This is a genomic window from Shinella yambaruensis (assembly GCF_022899355.1).
GTDB classification, from domain to species: domain Bacteria; phylum Pseudomonadota; class Alphaproteobacteria; order Rhizobiales; family Rhizobiaceae; genus Shinella; species Shinella yambaruensis.
This window is the reverse complement of sequence record NZ_JALJCK010000006.1, coordinates 182,310-199,127: the sequence shown is the minus strand read 5'-3', so window position 1 is coordinate 199,127 and position 16,818 is coordinate 182,310. Positions and strand designations below refer to the sequence as shown.

The 16,818-nt window shown below is 64.6% G+C and carries 13 protein-coding genes and 1 tRNA gene; 6 read left to right on the top strand and 8 right to left on the bottom strand.

The genetic code is table 11. The annotated features are described in order from the left end of the window. Nucleotides 1-20: 20 nt before the first annotated feature. From MUU56_RS15965 to MUU56_RS15955, 3 genes are read right to left on the bottom strand one after another with little or no spacing between them, the layout of a single operon-like run. Complete coding sequence (locus MUU56_RS15965; RefSeq protein WP_244768283.1) at nucleotides 21-1,364, bottom strand: sensor histidine kinase; 1,344 nt, start codon at nucleotides 1,362-1,364, stop codon at nucleotides 21-23. Beyond that, a complete protein-coding gene (locus MUU56_RS15960) occupies nucleotides 1,361-2,026 on the bottom strand; it encodes a response regulator transcription factor (protein ID WP_244768282.1) in 666 nt (221 codons plus the stop codon). The genes MUU56_RS15965 and MUU56_RS15960 overlap by 4 nt, the downstream gene beginning before the upstream one ends. Continuing rightward, nucleotides 2,026-2,361 (bottom strand): PepSY domain-containing protein, encoded by a 336-nt coding sequence (locus MUU56_RS15955; RefSeq protein ID WP_244768281.1) that lies wholly within the window; start codon nucleotides 2,359-2,361, stop codon nucleotides 2,026-2,028. The genes MUU56_RS15960 and MUU56_RS15955 overlap by 1 nt, the downstream gene beginning before the upstream one ends. 111 nt (nucleotides 2,362-2,472) lie before the next feature. Here MUU56_RS15955 and MUU56_RS15950 point away from each other — a divergent pair, with 111 nt between their 5' ends. Together MUU56_RS15950 and MUU56_RS15945 are read left to right on the top strand one after the other, a co-directional pair. Then, nucleotides 2,473-2,736 carry a PepSY domain-containing protein gene (locus tag MUU56_RS15950; protein ID WP_244768280.1) on the top strand — a complete coding sequence of 88 codons (264 nt, stop codon included), beginning with the start codon at nucleotides 2,473-2,475 and terminating at the stop codon, nucleotides 2,734-2,736. Between the two features lie 51 nt (nucleotides 2,737-2,787). After that, nucleotides 2,788-3,753: a calcium-binding protein gene (locus tag MUU56_RS15945; RefSeq protein ID WP_244768279.1), complete on the top strand. Its 966-nt coding sequence runs from the start codon at nucleotides 2,788-2,790 to the stop codon at nucleotides 3,751-3,753. Between the two features lie 141 nt (nucleotides 3,754-3,894). Here the strand turns inward: MUU56_RS15945 and MUU56_RS15940 are convergent, their stop codons facing one another. Beyond that, the gene (locus tag MUU56_RS15940; protein ID WP_244768278.1) at nucleotides 3,895-5,352 is read right to left on the bottom strand and encodes a glutamate synthase subunit beta; all 1,458 of its coding nucleotides are present in this window, start codon (nucleotides 5,350-5,352) and stop codon (nucleotides 3,895-3,897) included. Nucleotides 5,353-5,578: 226 nt separating this feature from the next. After that, nucleotides 5,579-10,300 carry a glutamate synthase large subunit gene (gene gltB, locus MUU56_RS15935; protein WP_398432318.1) on the bottom strand — a complete coding sequence of 1,574 codons (4,722 nt, stop codon included), beginning with the start codon at nucleotides 10,298-10,300 and terminating at the stop codon, nucleotides 5,579-5,581. A gap of 516 nt (nucleotides 10,301-10,816) precedes the next feature. Between gltB and MUU56_RS15930 the strand changes: the two genes are divergently transcribed. Beyond that, complete coding sequence (locus MUU56_RS15930) at nucleotides 10,817-11,863, top strand: threonine aldolase family protein (RefSeq protein WP_244768276.1); 1,047 nt, start codon at nucleotides 10,817-10,819, stop codon at nucleotides 11,861-11,863. Between the two features lie 76 nt (nucleotides 11,864-11,939). Here MUU56_RS15930 and MUU56_RS15925 read toward each other — a convergent pair whose 3' ends face one another. Further along, nucleotides 11,940-12,401 (bottom strand): Hsp20 family protein, encoded by a 462-nt coding sequence (locus tag MUU56_RS15925; protein ID WP_244768275.1) that lies wholly within the window; start codon nucleotides 12,399-12,401, stop codon nucleotides 11,940-11,942. 448 nt (nucleotides 12,402-12,849) lie between these two features. Here MUU56_RS15925 and MUU56_RS15920 point away from each other — a divergent pair, with 448 nt between their 5' ends. Then, entirely contained in the window at nucleotides 12,850-13,812 is a 963-nt protein-coding gene (locus tag MUU56_RS15920) for an alpha/beta fold hydrolase (RefSeq protein ID WP_244768274.1), read from the top strand. A gap of 57 nt (nucleotides 13,813-13,869) precedes the next feature. Here the strand turns inward: MUU56_RS15920 and hisN are convergent, their stop codons facing one another. Beyond that, nucleotides 13,870-14,643: a histidinol-phosphatase gene (hisN, locus tag MUU56_RS15915; protein ID WP_244768273.1), complete on the bottom strand. Its 774-nt coding sequence runs from the start codon at nucleotides 14,641-14,643 to the stop codon at nucleotides 13,870-13,872. Nucleotides 14,644-14,911: 268 nt separating this feature from the next. After that, entirely contained in the window at nucleotides 14,912-15,796 is an 885-nt protein-coding gene (locus tag MUU56_RS15910; RefSeq protein WP_244768272.1) for an N-formylglutamate amidohydrolase, read from the bottom strand. 190 nt (nucleotides 15,797-15,986) lie between these two features. Between MUU56_RS15910 and cpdR1 the strand changes: the two genes are divergently transcribed. Both cpdR1 and MUU56_RS15900 read left to right on the top strand, forming a co-directional pair. Next, nucleotides 15,987-16,349, top strand: coding sequence for a response regulator CpdR1 (cpdR1, locus tag MUU56_RS15905; protein WP_023512679.1), 363 nt, complete (start codon nucleotides 15,987-15,989; stop codon nucleotides 16,347-16,349). Nucleotides 16,350-16,443: 94 nt separating this feature from the next. Next, nucleotides 16,444-16,518: transfer RNA gene (locus MUU56_RS15900), tRNA-Val, on the top strand. Nucleotides 16,519-16,818: the final 300 nt, after the last annotated feature.

The window sequence follows — 16,818 nt, the reverse complement described above, 5'->3', positions numbered from 1 at the left end:
CGGCGCGTTCGGCAAACCGCTCAGGCCACGATCCGCGGCAGCATGATGCGGGCGCAAAGGCCGGGCTGGCGGTTTTCCAGCATGAAGCTGCCATTCGCCTCCTCGACGAAACTCTCGGCAATGGCCAGACCCAATCCCGCGCCTTCGCTCGTCGTATCGAGCCGGCCGCCCCGTTTCAGCACGAACTCGATCTCCCCTTCCGGAATGCCCGGCCCGTCGTCAACGACCTCGATGATCGCCGCCGCACCTTCCGCCCGGGCGAAGATGCCGACGGTGGTCCGGGCGTAACGCGCGGCGTTTTCCGCAAGGCTGCCGAGGATTTCGGCAAGATCCTCCGCATCGATGCGCAGGATGAGGCCTGCTTCGATTTCCTGTTGCCAGTCGAGATCGCGGCCAGCCGGCGTCCGCGAGACGACGCTGACGACCTGCGCGGCGACACGGCCGAGATCGCTGCGCGCCGTGTGGCCGCGCTCGGCCTGGCGGGCGCGGGCCATCTCGTGGTCGACATGGCGGCGCATGCGCAGGATGATCGCCTCGATATCGCGGGCAACCCCCTCCTCACCCCGCTCGCGCAGGCGCAGCACGTCGCCGGAGAGGATCTGCAGCGGCGTCTTGAAGCCGTGGGCAAGGTCCGCCGCCCGCTCACGCGCCTTGCGCAGCTGGTTTTCGCGCGATTGCAGCAGGGCATCGACCTCGCCGGTGAGCGGCAGGACCTCGTCCGGAAAATCGTTGCCGAGCCGTTCGGCCTTGCCGGCGCGGATGGCGGAAAGGCGTTCCGTCAACGTTGCCAGCGGGCGCAGGCCGACGAAGATCTGCACGAAGCTCGCCGCCAGCAGCAGCACGGCGAGCGCCTGCAGGTAGGGCAGAAGGTCTGCCTCGAATTGATCCGTCGCGCGCGAAATATCGGTGCGGTCGATGGCGACGGCGACGCGCAGCGGCCGCGCCCCGGCGCGCTCGCTGGTCACCACCTCGCGCTCGACGAGAAGCAGCGACGCATCTCCCGGCCCGGTGATGGTCGCGGTATGGACGCCGCCGGCCGGAATGTCCGGCAGGGTCAGCACATCGTCCCAAAGCGAGCGGGAGCGCAGGCGGCTGCCGTCGCCCTCGATCTGCCAGTAGAGACCGGAGAGCGGCCGCTCGAAGCGCGGATCGACCGGCGGCTTGACGAGATGAAGCGACGCACCCGGCTGCTCGGCAAGGCCGGCGATCACCTGGTTGAGATGCAGCATCAGCTCGGCGGCGATGCGCCGCTCCACATGCCGCTCGAACAGCGTCGACAGAACGAAGAACGCCGCCACGAGGGCGGCGATGATGGAGGCGGCGCCGGCAAGCGCCAGGCGAAGGCGCAGCGAACGGCGCGTCACGGTGCGGTCTCGCCCATATAGTAGCCGAAGCCGCGTCGCGTGCCGATGGCAACCGCGCCGAGTTTCTTGCGCAGCCGCGCGACGAGCGCCTCCAGCGCATTGGCATCCCGCGAGAAATCGTCGCCGTAAAGGTGCTCCTGCAGCTCGGTCGGCGGCACGATACGATCGCGGTGATGGCCGAGATAGCTGACGAGCCGGTATTCGAGCGGCGTCAGCGACTGCGGCACGCCGTTGACGCTGACGCGCATGGCCCGCGTGTCGATGGTGACGGCGCCGATGGCGATCGTCGCGGCGCCATGGCCGACGGACCGGCGGATGAGCGCGCGGGCGCGGGCAAGCAGCTCCTCGAACTGGAAGGGCTTCGGCAGGTAGTCGTCGGCGCCGGCGTCGATGCCCTCGACGCGCTCGGCCCAGCTGCCGCGGGCCGTCAGCACCAGCACCGGCATGTGCCGGCCGTTGGCGCGCCAGCGCTTCAAGAGCGCCATGCCGTCCATGCTCGGCAGGCCGAGATCGAGGATGATGAGATCATAATCCTCGGTATCGCCGAGGAACCAGGCATCCTTGCCGTCCGAGGCGGTCTCGACGGTATAGCCGGCCCCCGTCAGCACGGCGGAAACATCGGCCGCGATGCGGGCGTCGTCCTCGACGAGAAGCAGGCGCATCAGTCGTCGTCGTCCTCTACGATCGCCATCGTCTTGGCATCGAGCTGCAGCTCGATGATCTGGCCGGACGGCTGGATGAACTCCAGCTCATATATATAGCGCCCGTTCTCGCGCTCAAGCTCCACTTCGATCAGGTCGCCCTCGACATGCTTGCGGGCTTCCACGATGATCTGTTCGAGCGGGCGCACGAGGCCCTGTTCGAGGGCGCGGCGGGCTTCCTCGTGCTCCACCGCGTCGTCGTCGTCATCCGCCTGCGCGCCCATCGGCGGCATCACGGAAAGGGCGACGAACAGGGCGAGCGCCAGCGGAAAAGGGGTCAATATCTTCGTGATCATGGGCCTACCTATACGCGTATCAAGCTGACAAATCGCTGACAGCGCCTGTCAGGCAAGCAACAGGCAGCCTGTGCGAAACCTCCCCCCACAACGACAGGAAAGGATTTCGCCATGCGCCTCATCACGACCGGCCTTCTCGCCGCCGGCCTCCTCGCCCTCACCGTACCGGCCCTCGCCGAAACCGCCGCGGCGCCCGTGCGCAAGACGCTGGAGCAGGTCGCCACCGAGCTTTCGGCCAAGGGCTACGTCATCCGCGAAATCGAGATGGACGACGGCCACTTCGAGGCGAAGATCGTCGACACGAAGAACGTGGTCAGCGAAGCCAAGATCGACGGCTATACCGGCGAGATCCTGCGCCTCGAGCGCGAAGACTGATCCGCGCTGACCTTTCGCCTCTGAAGACCCAATCGAACAAGGACATTTCTCATGGTTAAGATCATCGGCACCTCTTCCGCCAACACGCTCAAGGGCCAGTCGACGGCCGACGACATCTACGGCAAGGGCGGCAACGACAAGCTCTTCGGCTACGGCGGCAATGACGACCTGGAGGGCGGCGCCGGCAACGACTGGCTGCACGGCGGCACCGGCAATGACGAGCTGAGCGGCGGCTCCGGCCGCGACACCTTCGTCTTCTCCAGCGGCCGCGACGAGATCGACGACTTCTCCACGAGCGCCGACAAGATCGTCATCGACAGCGCGCTCGGCGTGAAGAGCTTTGCGGAACTCAAGGCGCTCGCCAGGACCGTAGACGGCGGTGAGGACGTGCGCTTCGATTTCGGCAACGGCAATACACTGACGCTGGAAGACACCAAGCTGTCGAGCCTCAAGGCAAGCCACTTCTCCTTCAAGTCCGTCGATACCGACGAGCCGAAGGATCCCCTTTCCGGCGATGACGTGCTGAACGGCGACAGCAAGGCCAACACGATCTCCGGCGGCGACGGCAATGACCGGATTTCCGGCCATGGCGGCAACGACAAGCTTTCGGGCGATGCCGGCAACGACAGGATCTGGGGCGGCTCCGGCCATGACGACCTGGAGGGCGGCGCCGGCAACGACCGGCTCTTCGGCGGCTCGGGCAATGACGACCTCGAAGGCGGTGCCGGCAACGATCGCCTGGATGGCGGTTCGGGCAACAACGAGCTGGAAGGCGGCGCCGGCCGTGACACCTTCGTCTTCAAGACCGGCAGGACCGAGATCGAAGACTTCCAGACCAATTTCGACAAGATCGAAATCTCCAAGAGCCTCGGTGTTTCGAGCTTCGCCGACCTCAAGGATATCGCCCGCACGGCCGACGGCGGCAAGGACGTGGTGTTCGACTTCGGCCAGAGCGAACTGCGCCTCGACGACATCAAGCTCGTCGACCTCTCGGCATCGGATTTCCTCTTCGTCTGAGGCAGGTATCGCCCCTCATCCCGCTGCCGCGACCTTCTCCCCGCAGGCGGGGAGAAGGTGCCGGCAGGCGGATGAGGGGCATTCAAAACGACAAAGAGCGCGCCGGTTTCCCGGAGCGCCCTTTCGCCATTTGCATGAATCTCAGCGCGGCAGCGTGGTCGAGCCCATCAGGGCCTCGTCGATGGCGCGGGCGGCCTGTCGGCCTTCGCGGATCGCCCAGACGACCAGCGACTGGCCGCGGCGCACGTCACCCGCCGTCCAGAGCTTGTCCACCGAGGTCTTGTAGTCGCGCTCGTTGGCGACGACGTTGGAGGAGCCGCGCTTATCGGTGTTGATCGTCAGGCGGCTACCCAGATCCTTCAGCACGCTATCGGTGAAGGGGCCGCGGAAACCGATGGCGATGAAGGCGAGATCGGCCTTGATGATGAACTCCGTCCCGGCGATCGGCTTGCGGCGGTCGTCCACCTGGCAGCACTTCACGCCGGTGAGGACGCCGTCCTCGTCGCCGACGAATTCGAGCGTGCCGACCTGGAATTCGCGCACCGCGCCCTCTGCCTGCGAGGAGGAGGTGCGCATCTTCGTCGCCCAGAACGGCCAGACGGCGAGCTTGTCCTCCTTTTCCGGCGGCTGCGGGCGGATGTCGAGCTGGGTGACCTTCACCGCGCCCTGGCGGAAGGCGGTGCCGACGCAGTCCGAGGCCGTGTCGCCACCACCGACGACGACGACATGCTTGCCACCGGCAAGGATCGGGTCGGATGGCCAGCCGACGCTGTCGATGTTCTCGCGGCCGACGCGGCGGTTCTGCTGGACGAGATAGGGCATGGCATCGTGCACGCCGGCGAAATCGACGCCTGGAATGCCGGCGTCGCGCGGGGTTTCCGAGCCGCCGCAATAGAGCACGGCGTCATGCTCGGCGAGCATCTCGTCCATCTTCTTGTCGACGCCGACATTGACGCCGTAGTGGAAGGTCACGCCCTCGCCGCGCATCTGGTCGACGCGGCGGTCGATGAAGTTCTTCTCCATCTTGAAATCCGGAATGCCGTAGCGCAACAGGCCGCCGGCCTTGGATTCGCGCTCGTAGAGGTGAACCTCGTGGCCGGCGCGGGCAAGCTGCTGGGCGGCGGCCATGCCGGCCGGGCCGGAGCCGATGACCGCGACCTTCTTGCCGGTCTTCAGCGTCGCCGGCTGCGGCACGATATAGCCCATCTCATAGGCCTTGTCGGCGATCGCCTGCTCGACGGTCTTGATGGAGACCGGCATGTCCTCGAGGTTCAGCGTGCAGGCCTCCTCGCAGGGCGCCGGGCAGACGCGGCCGGTGAATTCCGGGAAGTTGTTGGTCGAATGCAGGTTGCGGATCGCCTCTTCCCAGTTGCCGTTGTAGACGAGGTCGTTCCAGTCCGGGATCTGGTTGTGCACCGGACAGCCGGTCGGGCCGTGGCAATAGGGAATGCCGCAGTCCATGCAGCGCGCGGCCTGCTTCTGGACCTCTGGGTCCGACATCGGGATGGTGAACTCGCGGAAATGGCGGATGCGGTCGGAGGCCGGCTGATACTTCATCACCTGCCGGTCGATTTCCATGAAACCAGTAACCTTGCCCATTGTGATATCCTGAATCTTATAACGTTTCGACGAGCGCTTCGGGCGCAAAAGGGAACACCGCGCGACAGGCATTGACGGGGACAACCCCACATCCCGCTGCCGCGACCTTCTCCCCGCAGGCGGGGAGAAGGCAGATGTCGCACCGCCTTGCCGCACATCCCTTCTCCCGTTCACCGGGAGAAGGTGCCGGCAGGCGGATGAGGGGCTCCTTGCGGAGCCGGCCGCCTCACTCGGCAGCGATCCCCATCCTCATGCGCTCCATCTCTTCGAGCGCGCGGCGGTATTCGACCGGCATGACCTTGCGGAATTTCGGACGATACTCGGCCCATTTGTCGAGGATCTCCCGCGCCCGCGGCGAACCCGTATAGTGCAGGTGGTTCGTGACGAGCTGGTAGAGCCGTTCCTCGTCGTGGCGCGTCATGTCGTCGGAGACATCGACCATGCCCTTGTGCATGAGGTCGCCGCCATGATGGTGCAGCTTCTCCAGCATGTCGTCCTCTTCCGGCACCGGCTCCAGCTCGACCATCGCCATGTTGCAGCGGCGGGCAAAATCGCCCTCCTCGTCCAACACATAGGCGACGCCGCCCGACATGCCGGCCGCGAAGTTGCGGCCCGTCTGGCCGATGACGACGACGACGCCGCCGGTCATGTATTCGCAGCCGTGGTCGCCCACGCCCTCGACGACGGCGACGGCACCGGAATTGCGCACGGCGAAACGTTCGCCGGCAACGCCGTTGAAGTAGCACTCGCCCGAGATCGCGCCGTAGAGCACCGTGTTGCCGACGATGATCGATTCATGCGGCACCGCGCGGTTCTCCGCCGGGGGACGCACGACGATACGGCCGCCGGAAAGGCCCTTGCCGACATAGTCGTTGCCGGCGCCGATCAGGTCGAAGGTGATGCCGCGGGCAAGGAAGGCACCGAAGGACTGGCCCGCCGTGCCATGCAGCTTCACCGAGATCGTGTCGTCCTTCAGCCCCTTGAAGCCGTAGCGCTTGGCGACGGCCCCGGACAGCATCGCACCGGCCGAACGGTCGACATTCTTGATGTCGACCTCGAAGGCGACGGGCGTCTTCTTCTCCAGCGCGGGCTTCGCCTCTTCGATCAGCTTGCGGTCGAGGACGTCGTGGATCGGATGATCCTGCCGCTCGGTCCAGTAGGTCGCCTCCTTCGGCGCATCGACCTTGTGGAAGATGCGGGAGAAGTCGAGGCCATTGGCCTTCCAGTGCGAGATCATCCTCTCTTTTTCGAGCAGCTCCGAGGCGCCGATGATCTCGTTCAGCGAACGCACGCCGAGCGAGGCCAGGATTTCGCGCACCTCTTCGGCGACGAAGAAGAAGTAGTTGATGACATGCTCCGACGTGCCCTTGAAGCGCTTGCGCAGGACCGGGTCCTGGGTCGCGACGCCCACCGGACAGGTGTTGAGATGACACTTGCGCATCATGATGCAGCCGGCCGCAATGAGCGGGGCCGTTGCGAAGCCGAACTCGTCCGCGCCGAGCAGCGCGCCGATGACGACGTCACGGCCGGTCTTCAGGCCCCCGTCGACCTGCAGCGCGATGCGCGAGCGCAGCTTGTTGAGCACCAGCGTCTGGTGCGTCTCGGCAAGGCCGATTTCCCACGGGGAACCGGCATGCTTCAGCGAGGTGAGCGGCGAGGCCCCCGTGCCGCCGTCGAAGCCGGCGATGGTGATATGGTCCGCGCGCGCCTTGGCGACACCGGCGGCAACCGTGCCGACGCCGACTTCCGAGACGAGCTTTACGGAGATATCGGCCTCGGGGTTGACGTTCTTCAGGTCGTAGATGAGTTGCGCCAGATCCTCGATCGAATAGATATCGTGGTGCGGCGGCGGCGAGATGAGGCCGACGCCCGGGGTGGAGTGACGGGTCTTGGCGACCGTCGCGTCCACCTTGTGGCCGGGCAGCTGGCCGCCCTCGCCGGGCTTGGCGCCCTGCGCGACCTTGATCTGCAGCATGTCCGCATTGACCAGGTATTCGGTCGTCACGCCGAAGCGGCCGGAGGCGATCTGCTTGATCGCCGAGCGCTCGGGGTTCATCGAACCGTCCGGCAGCGGCATGTAGCGGTCGGCTTCCTCGCCGCCCTCCCCGGTGTTCGACTTGCCGCCGATCCGGTTCATGGCGACGGCTAGCGTGGTGTGCGCCTCGCGGGAGATCGAGCCGAAGGACATGGCGCCCGTCGAGAAGCGTTTTACGATATCCACCGCCGGCTCCACCTCGTCGATGGAGATCGGCTTGCGGCCGGCCGCTTCCGCGCCCTTGATCGAGAAGAGGCCGCGGATCGTGTTCATGCGCAGCGAGGAGGCATTCACCAGGTCGGCGAACTCCTTGTAGCGATCGGCCGCGTTGCCGCGCACCGCATGCTGCAGCGAGGCGACGACGTCCGGCGTCCAGGCGTGCTCTTCGCCGCGCATGCGATAGGCATATTCGCCGCCGATATCCAGCGTGTTGGCGAGCAGCGGATCACGCCCGAAGGCGGCCTTGTGGCGGTTGAAGGTCTCCTTGGCGATCTCGTCGAGGCCGATGCCCTCGATGGTCGTCGCCGTGCCGAAGAAATATTTGTCGACAAGCTCGGAGGAGAGGCCGATGGCGTCGAAGATCTGCGCACCGCAATAGGACTGGTAGGTCGAGATGCCCATCTTGGACATGACCTTCAGGATGCCCTTGCCGATCGCCTTGATGTAGCGATAGACGATCTCCTCCGCGTCCACTTCCTTCGGGAACTCGCCGCGCTTGTGCATGTCGGTGAGCGTGTCGAAGGCCAGGTACGGGTTGATCGCTTCCGCGCCGTAACCGGCGAGAAGACAGAAATGGTGCACTTCGCGCGGCTCGCCGGTCTCCACGACGAGGCCGACCGAGGTGCGAAGCCCCTTGCGGATCAGGTGGTGGTGCACGGCGGCCGTCGCCAGGAGCGCCGGGATCGCCACGCGGTCCGGCCCGATCTGGCGGTCGGAGAGCACGATGATGTTGTAGCCGCTGGTGACGGCCTGCTCGGCACGCTCGCACAGACGGTCGAGCATTTCCGGCATGCCATCCGCACCGCGCGAGACATCATAGGTGAAATCCAGCGTCTTGGTGTCGAAACGGTCCTCGACATGGCCGATCGAGCGGATCTTTTCGAGATCGCCATTGGTAAGGATCGGCTGACGCACTTCCATGCGCTTGGCCTTGGCCGCGCCGCCATGGTCGAGGATGTTCGGGCGCGGGCCGATGAAGGAGACGAGGCTCATGACCAGTTCCTCGCGGATCGGGTCGATGGGCGGGTTCGTCACCTGCGCGAAGTTCTGCTTGAAATAGGTGTAGAGCAGCTTGGTCTTGTCGGACATGGCCGAGATCGGCGTGTCCGTGCCCATGGAGCCGATCGCCTCCTGCCCGGTGGTCGCCATCGGCGACATCAGGAGGCGGGTATCCTCCTGGGTATAGCCGAAGGCCTGCTGGCGGTCGCGCAGCGAGACGTCGCGGCGCAGCGCCCGCGGCTCGACCGGGCCGAGGTCTTCCAGGATGATCTGGGTGTTGTCCAGCCACTCGCGATAGGGATGCTTGGCGGCAAGCGCGGACTTCACCTCCTCGTCGGAAATGATGCGGCCTTCCTCCATGTCGATGAGCAGCATCTTGCCCGGCTGGAGGCGCCACTTCCTGACGATGCTCTCTTCCTTGACCGGCAGCGTGCCGGCTTCGGAGGCGAGGATGACGCGGTCATCGTCGGTGACGAGGTAGCGGGCCGGGCGCAGGCCGTTGCGGTCGAGCGTCGCGCCGATCTGCTTGCCGTCGGTAAAGGCGACGGCGGCGGGGCCGTCCCACGGCTCCATCAGCGCGGCGTGGTATTCGTAAAACGCCTTGCGCTCCTGGCTCATCAGCTGGTTGCCGGCCCAGGCCTCGGGGATCAGCATCATGACCGCATGGGCCATGGAATAGCCGCCGCGCACGAGGAATTCGAGCGCGTTGTCGAAACAGGCCGTATCCGACTGGCCCTCATACGAGATCGGCCAGAGCTTCGTGATGTCCTCACCGAACAGCGGCGAGGAGACGGAGGCCTGGCGGGCCGCCATCCAGTTGACGTTGCCGCGCAGCGTGTTGATCTCGCCGTTATGGGCGACCATGCGGTATGGGTGCGCCAGCTTCCACGACGGGAAGGTATTGGTGGAGAAGCGCTGGTGCACGAGGGCGACGGCCGATTCGAAGCGCGGATCGGCAAGGTCCTTGTAGTAGGCGCCCACCTGGTAGGCGAGGAACATGCCCTTGTAGACGATGGTGGTCGAGGACAGCGAGACGGGATAGAAATTGCTCTCCTCGCCCTCGTATTCATCGTAGATGCGGTTGGAGATCACCTTGCGCAGGGTGAAGAGCCGGCGCTCGAACTCGCCGTTCGTCGCGGCGTCGCGGCCGGCGCCGATGAAGACCTGGACGTGCCGCGGCTCGGTGGCGGCGATCTCGGGAGCCTTGGAGAGCGAGGAATTGTCGACCGGGACGTCGCGGAAGCCGATGAGGACCTGCCCCTCTTCGGCGACGACATCTCCGATGACCTTCTTGAAATAATCGACGAGCTTCTCGTCTTGCGGCATGAAGATGTGGCCGACGGCATATTCACCGGCCTTCGGCAGCGTGATGCCCTGCTTTGCCATCTCCTCGCGGAAGAAGCGGTCCGGAATCTGGACGAGGATGCCCGCACCGTCGCCCATCAGCGGATCTGCGCCGACAGCGCCGCGATGCGTCAGGTTCTCGAGCATGAACAGCCCGTCCTTGACGATCTGGTGCGATTTCTTGCCTTTCAAATGCGCCACGAAGCCGACGCCGCAGGCATCGTGTTCATTGCGCGGATCATAGAGTCCCTGTTTTTTCGGCAGGCCCGGATTGGAAGCGCGTGTCGTGGCGCCCGTCGCAGTCGCCTGCGCCCGGAACTGCCGCAAATCATGTGCTTGGGTCTTCACCATCATCTTCTTCCTCCTGTGGGCCCATCCTGCGGGCAATCCTTTTCGCCCGTGTGACCCTTTTGCCTTGGGGCAGGGCCTCGCGAGCGGCTGTTTTCAGAACCTGATGTAACCGCAAAACGACGGCCGACCAGGAATGATCATCAGGACCGTCGTGGCAACCAGGTTTTTCGAAGGAGCGATCCTCCCTCGCCTGGTGCCGTTTCGGCAGTTTCCGCGGTCGCGGAAGGCGCCTCTTCGGTCTCTTGACCGAAATAGGACAGCAAACCTGTCCTATTTCATGGGCTCTATGCCAGAAACACCCCCGGGCCGCAAGGCCATCATGCCAAATAATCACCACCCCATGAAGAAAAATTGCCTGCTCCGCCGCAAGCTTGAAATTAAATTACGACCACCTGGCCCATTGTTTCCATTCCTTTCATTCTCCAGGGGGATGGCACTTTCAGCCGTTTTTGGCGATTGATCGCCTTCATTTCTCCATTATGGTCCTCCCGCAGCCACATTCGCACTGGAAATCGCATGTTTTTCGCTTCCGACAACTGGGCCGGCGCCCATCCAGACATCGCACAGAGCCTCGTGACGGCGGCCGGCGGCTTCGCCTCGGCCTATGGCGCGAGCGACCTCGACAAGCATGTGGAAAAGACCTTTTCGCAGATTTTCGAGCGTGACGTCGCCGTCTTCTTCGTCGGCACGGGCACGGCGGCCAATTCGCTGGCGCTGGCCAGCTTCAACCGGCCCGGCGGCCAGCTCTTCTGCCATCGCGAAGCCCATGTGAATGTCGACGAATGCAATGCGCCGGAATTTTTCGCTGCCGGGGCCAAGCTGGTGCCGATCGACGGTCCCGCCGGCAAGCTCTCCCCGGACGCCCTCGCCGCCGCCATAGGCCGCTTCCCGCCGGACTTCGTGCATGGCGGACAGCCGATGGCCGTCACCATCACCCAGGCCACCGAAGCCGGCACCGCCTATACGCTCGACGAAATCGCCGCCCTCTCGGAGGTCGCGAGGAAGGCGAGCCTGCCGCTGCACATGGATGGCGCACGTTTCGCCAATGCGCTCGTCCATCTCGGCGCAACGCCGGCGGACATGACCTGGAGGCGCGGCGTCGACATCCTCTCCTTCGGCGGCACGAAGAACGGCTGCTGGTGCGCCGAGGCGCTCATCCTGTTCGATCCGGGCAAGGCGCAGCAGATGCATTTCCTGCGCAAGCGCTCGGCCCAGCTCTTCTCAAAGTCCCGCTTCATCGCCGCCCAGTTCGACGCCTATTTCAAGGACGGCCTCTGGCTCAGCCTCGCCCGTCATTCCAATGCCATGGCAGCGCGCCTTGCGGCCGGTTTCGAGGCCTCCGATACGGCCCGTCTCGCCTGGCCGACGGGATCGAACGAGCTCTTCGTCATCCTCCGCAACGATGCGATGAAGGCCCTGCAGGACAAGGGCGCCGTCTTCTACGACTGGCCCGCCGGCCCCGAAGTGAAGGCCAGCATGCGCGCGGACGAAACGCTGATCCGGCTCGTCACGAGCTTCGCCACGAAGCAAACCGACGTCGACGACTTCCTCTCGGCGCTCTGAGCGGCATCGCCGGACACAAAAAAAGCGGTGCCCTGCGGCACCGCCCTTCTTCATTCCGATCGAACGCGAAACCGGATCAGTTGGTCTGCGCTTCGATCTGCTTGGCGTCGCGCTGGACGGCCGTGATCTCGATACGGCGCGGCTTGGCGGCTTCCGGGATCTCGCGAAGGAGGTCGATGTGGAGAAGGCCGTTCTTCAGCGAGGCGGCGCGCACTTCCACATGATCGGCGAGCTGGAAGCGACGCTCGAAGGCGCGCTTGGCAATGCCGCGGTAGAGATACTGGCTGTCTTCGGCCGCGTCGTCCTTCTTCTCGCCCTTGACCGTCAGCGCATGCTCGCGCGCCTCGATGGAGAGTTCACTCTCGTCGAAGCCAGCCACCGCCATGGTGATGCGGTAGGTGTTTTCGCCGGTGCGCTCGATGTTGTAGGGCGGGTAGCTCTGCGCCTGATCGGGCTGGCCGAGGCTGTCGAGCATGGTGAAGAGACGGTCGAAGCCGACGGTGGAACGATAGAGGGGGGAGAAATCGACGTGACGCATGGTGTCCTCCTTTAGAGCAACGGTTGCGATCTTTCTGAAGGCTGCCCCGATTTCCGAAGGTGCAGCCCGGTTCATCCGGCCCCGTCCCATTCTGGCGACGGAAACCTCGACGGACCCTGTTGGCGTCCGTGACGTTGAGATGGGAATGGAATTTCAGCTGTTCAAGGGGCCTGGCCGGCCGAAAAGGCGGGCCTCGGAAAAAATTTCGAGATGAACGGAGGATGAACGGCGGCTTCGGACAGCGTTCAGATTGGTCCTGCTAGAACGGCATCATCGGAAGCGAAAACTTCTGACGACCGGGGTGTAACGTCCCTTCCTTCCCGGTCAAATTACGCCGGACTGCATGTGAAGCCCCCCGTGCCCGCATGCAGCCGGCTTTTTTCTTTGACGGCACTGGCGCCAGCGCCTATCCATCGATCATCGACGCCCGCCGAGACCCGCCCGCGCCATGGATTCCATCCTCAACGCCACCGCCGACAATCCCGTACCGGAGAACCATTTCGCCGGCTTCCTGGAAGGCAATGGCGGCGTAAAGATCCGCTACGCGGTGTTCCGCTCGAACGAGCGCGAGGCCAAGGGCACGGTGGTGCTGCTGCAGGGCCGCAGCGAATGCATCGAGAAATATTTCGAGACGATCAGCGACCTCACCGCCCGCGGCCTCTGGGTCGCCACCTTCGATTGGCGCGGGCAGGCCGGGTCCGACCGGCTGATACCGGGCAGCCGCACCGGCCATATCCTCCGGTTTTCCGACTACGAGGCCGATCTTTCGCTCTTCCTGGAGAAGATCGTGCTGCCGGATGCCCGCCTGCCCTTCTTCATTGTCGCCCATTCGACCGGCGCGCTCGTCGCCCTCTCCCAGGCACCGCTACTCGAAAACCGCATCGAGCGCATGGTGCTCGCCGCACCCTTCATCGCGCTGGCCGGCCAGTCGATGAGCCAGCGCAAGATCACCGTCATCGCCCGGATGGCTTCGCTGCTGGGTCTCGGCAAGCACACCTTCCGCAAGGGCGATCCGCCGCTCGACTTCGCACATAACATCGTGACATCCGATCCGCGGCGCTTTGCCCGCAATGCCGCCATCTTCGCCGAGCACCCGGAGCTTTCCATCAGCTGGCCGAGCGCCCGCTGGCTGAACGAGACGCTGAAGACCATGGCGCGCGTGACACATCAGGATCACCTGACGCGCATCCGCATTCCCACCCTGCTGCTGTGCCCGACGCGGGACGCCCTCGTGCCGCGCAAGGCGATCGGCGATCTCGCGCGCATCTTCCGCGCCGCCCGCCTCATCGAGATCGACGGCGCGCGCCACGAACTGTTCCAGGAGGCCGACCGCTACCGCATGCAGGCGCTGGCCGCGATCGACGCCTTCATTCCGGGAAGCGACGCCGAGGAAACCAGCCTCGGCGCCTGAACGCAGGCCCCCTTTAAATCGAGCCTGGTTCAAGGAAGGGAATCGCGAAACGGATTCCTATCCGTTCAGCAGCGCCATCGCCTCGTCATAGACCTTGCGGCTGCCGGCCGCGATGATCTCGCCGCCCATTTCCGCCGGGCCGCCGTCCCAGGCGGTGATGATGCCGCCCGCCTGTTCGATGACCGGGATGAGGCCACCGACGTCATAGGGCTTCAGCCCGCATTCGACGACGAGGTCGACATGGCCGGCGGCGAGCAGCGCATAGGCGTAGCAATCGACGCCGTAGCGGAAGAGCCGCACCTTCTCCTGCACGGCTTCGAACCGGTCCTTGCGGCGTTCCGTGAAGAGGTGCGGCGAGGTGGTGAAGAGGATCGCATCGGACAGGCTGTTGCAGGACCGCGTCGACAGCGCCTTGCTGCCATCCGGTCCGGCATAGTGGGACACGCTTCCGTCGGCGAAATAGCGCTCGCCGGTGAAGGGCTGGTCGATCAGCCCCATGACGGCCTCGCCGTTGCGATAGAGGCCGATCAGCGTGCCCCAGACCGGCACGCCGGAAATGAAGGCGCGCGTGCCGTCGATCGGGTCGATGACCCAGACATATTCGCGGTCGAGGCCGACCGAGCCGTGTTCCTCGCCGAGGATGCCATGCCCCGGGAAATGCTGCTCGATCAGCGCGCGGATCGCCAGTTCCGCCGCCCGGTCGCCCTCCGTCACGGGGTCGAAGCCGGCAGCCTCCTTGTTGACGACATCGGCGCCGACGCGGAAGCGCGGCAGGGTTTCCTTCCTTGCGGCATCGGCAAGGCGGTCGAAGAAGGTGCGATCAGGCAACATGGGGGATCTCTCGGAGGGGCTGCGGACCGCCTCTCCTTACTGCATCGCCGCGGAAAACGGAACCGGATTGACGCAGAAGGCCGCGCGGAGCGGGAACAGGATGTTGCTTAACGGACCGCAAATTTGTCCCGCAGTTGCGCTTGACATTTGTGCAGCGCAATATTATTGTTTTCTTACAGTCATTCGTGGCTGTAAATACCCTCCTTGGGTGTTTCCTCCCTAGACTTAACCGCGCCCCAAGCGCGGTTTTTTTTGACGGGAGGCCGGCCTATTCGGCGGCGAGCGCCCGGTCGGCGGCATATTCCTCGACATGGTCGGAAAAGTCCTGCAGGAAAGCCGAGATCGCCGTCTGCAGCACCGCGAAGTCCGGCCGCTTGGCCAGCGTCGTCTCGTCGACATAGAGGCCGCGGTTCACCTCGATCTGCAACGCATGCAGCCCTTTGGCCGGCCGGCCGTAATGCTCGGTGATGAAGCCGCCCGCATAGGGCTTGTTGCGCACGACGGAAAAGCCCATGTCCTCCAGAAGCCGCATCGCCGTGCGCGAAAGCTCGCCTGACGCGCTCGTGCCGTAGCGATCGCCGATGATGAAGTCCGGCCGCATGCCCGTGCCGGAAACGCGGATATTGCCCGGCATCGAATGGCAGTCGATGAGCACCGAGAAGCCGAAGGTCACATGGGTGCGCACAACGAGGCGGCGCAGGCAGGCATGATAGGGCTTGTAGACCGTCTCGACCCGCTCCAGCGCCTCTTCCACGGGAAAGCGATGGCGGTAGATCTCCATGTTCTCGGCGACAACCCGCGGCACGGTGCCGAGCCCGCCGGCGACCCGGATCGAATTGACGTTCGCATAGGAGGGCAGCGCCCCCTCGAACATGCGCGGATCGAGCTCGTAGGGCTCGCGGTTGACGTCGAGCCAGGCGCGCGGGAAATGCGCGACCAGCATCGGCGCGCCGAGCGCCGGCGCAACGGAGAACAGCTCATCGACATAATGGTCCTCCGAGCGGCGGATGGCGAGCGCATCGAGGCGCGACTGCGCCAGGAAGCCTTGTGGATAACGCCGACCGCTGTGGGGGGAATTGAAGACGAGGGGCACGCTCTGCGAAACCGGTTCCAGCACTTCGAAGTGACTGTTTTCGCTTGAGGCCTCCGCCATTGCCGTCCTTTACCATGCCTGAAAGTCATTGCGTCGGCCATGTTGCCAGCGGCCACACCCCGTGTCCATACTGAGAAACGAGGGATAAGGGCTTGCCCTCACCCATTCACCGGATATTTACCGGAATACGCTCTTGTAACAGAACCGCCCGTCCGCGGGCAGACAACCTTAGCAACGGTTCCCGAATTCCATGACACCCAAGATTCTCCTCGCAGAAGACGACAACGATATGCGCCGGTTCCTCGTGAAGGCGCTCGAAAAGGCGGGCTACCAGGTGCTGTCCTACGACAACGGCGCCAGCGCCTATGACCGGCTTCGCGAAGAACCCTTCTCGCTTCTCCTGACCGACATCGTGATGCCGGAGATGGACGGCATCGAGCTTGCCCGCCGCGCGACGGAACTCGACCCGGACCTGAAAGTCATGTTCATCACCGGCTTCGCCGCCGTGGCGCTCAACCCGGATTCCAAGGCCCCGAAGGACGCCAAGGTTCTGTCCAAACCGTTCCACCTGCGCGATCTCGTCGAGGAAGTCAACAAGATGCTGGCCGCCTAACCCTCGGAAAAGACCGCAAAATCGCCCCGTAAAAAAAGCTTCAAAAACCTATTGACGCGCCTCGGGGTTTTGTGGTCTATGCGCCTCATCGGATGGGCGTGTAGCTCAGCGGGAGAGCACTACGTTGACATCGTAGGGGTCACAGGTTCAATCCCTGTCACGCCCACCATTCGAATTCCAAAGGCCTTTCGGGAAACCGGAAGGCCTTTTGCTTTTCCGGCCTGCCGGCAAGGTCGGGGACCGCCGGATCAGGTCTCCGGTGGCCCGCCGCGACGCTGCCTCGCTTCGCGCACGCAGCTTCCTGCGGGGTTCCGGCTTTCCGGCACAACGCCTCTCTCCAGGCCTGTTTCCCGCTCTTCCGGTGGCGGCGTGGAAATACACATATGCCGCACAGGAAACAGTTGACGGCAGAGGGTTACTTGCGGTCAAATGAATGCTGGCTCACGTCGCATATCGGCGCCGGATCGGC

Excerpts from the sequence above, each read along its gene's own strand:
- MUU56_RS15960 (WP_244768282.1), bottom strand. The coding sequence starts at position 2,026 with ATGCGCCTGCTTCTCGTCGAGGACGACGCCCGCATCGCGGCCGATGTT.
- MUU56_RS15955 (WP_244768281.1), bottom strand. The coding sequence starts at position 2,361 with ATGATCACGAAGATATTGACCCCTTTTCCGCTGGCGCTCGCCCTGTTC.
- MUU56_RS15950 (WP_244768280.1), top strand. The coding sequence starts at position 2,473 with ATGCGCCTCATCACGACCGGCCTTCTCGCCGCCGGCCTCCTCGCCCTC.
- MUU56_RS15945 (WP_244768279.1), top strand. The coding sequence starts at position 2,788 with ATGGTTAAGATCATCGGCACCTCTTCCGCCAACACGCTCAAGGGCCAG.
- MUU56_RS15940 (WP_244768278.1), bottom strand. The coding sequence starts at position 5,352 with ATGGGCAAGGTTACTGGTTTCATGGAAATCGACCGGCAGGTGATGAAG.
- gltB (WP_398432318.1), bottom strand. The coding sequence starts at position 10,300 with ATGGTGAAGACCCAAGCACATGATTTGCGGCAGTTCCGGGCGCAGGCG.
- MUU56_RS15930 (WP_244768276.1), top strand. The coding sequence starts at position 10,817 with ATGTTTTTCGCTTCCGACAACTGGGCCGGCGCCCATCCAGACATCGCA.
- MUU56_RS15925 (WP_244768275.1), bottom strand. The coding sequence starts at position 12,401 with ATGCGTCACGTCGATTTCTCCCCCCTCTATCGTTCCACCGTCGGCTTC.
- MUU56_RS15920 (WP_244768274.1), top strand. The coding sequence starts at position 12,850 with ATGGATTCCATCCTCAACGCCACCGCCGACAATCCCGTACCGGAGAAC.
- hisN (WP_244768273.1), bottom strand. The coding sequence starts at position 14,643 with ATGTTGCCTGATCGCACCTTCTTCGACCGCCTTGCCGATGCCGCAAGG.
- MUU56_RS15910 (WP_244768272.1), bottom strand. The coding sequence starts at position 15,796 with ATGGCGGAGGCCTCAAGCGAAAACAGTCACTTCGAAGTGCTGGAACCG.
- cpdR1 (WP_023512679.1), top strand. The coding sequence starts at position 15,987 with ATGACACCCAAGATTCTCCTCGCAGAAGACGACAACGATATGCGCCGG.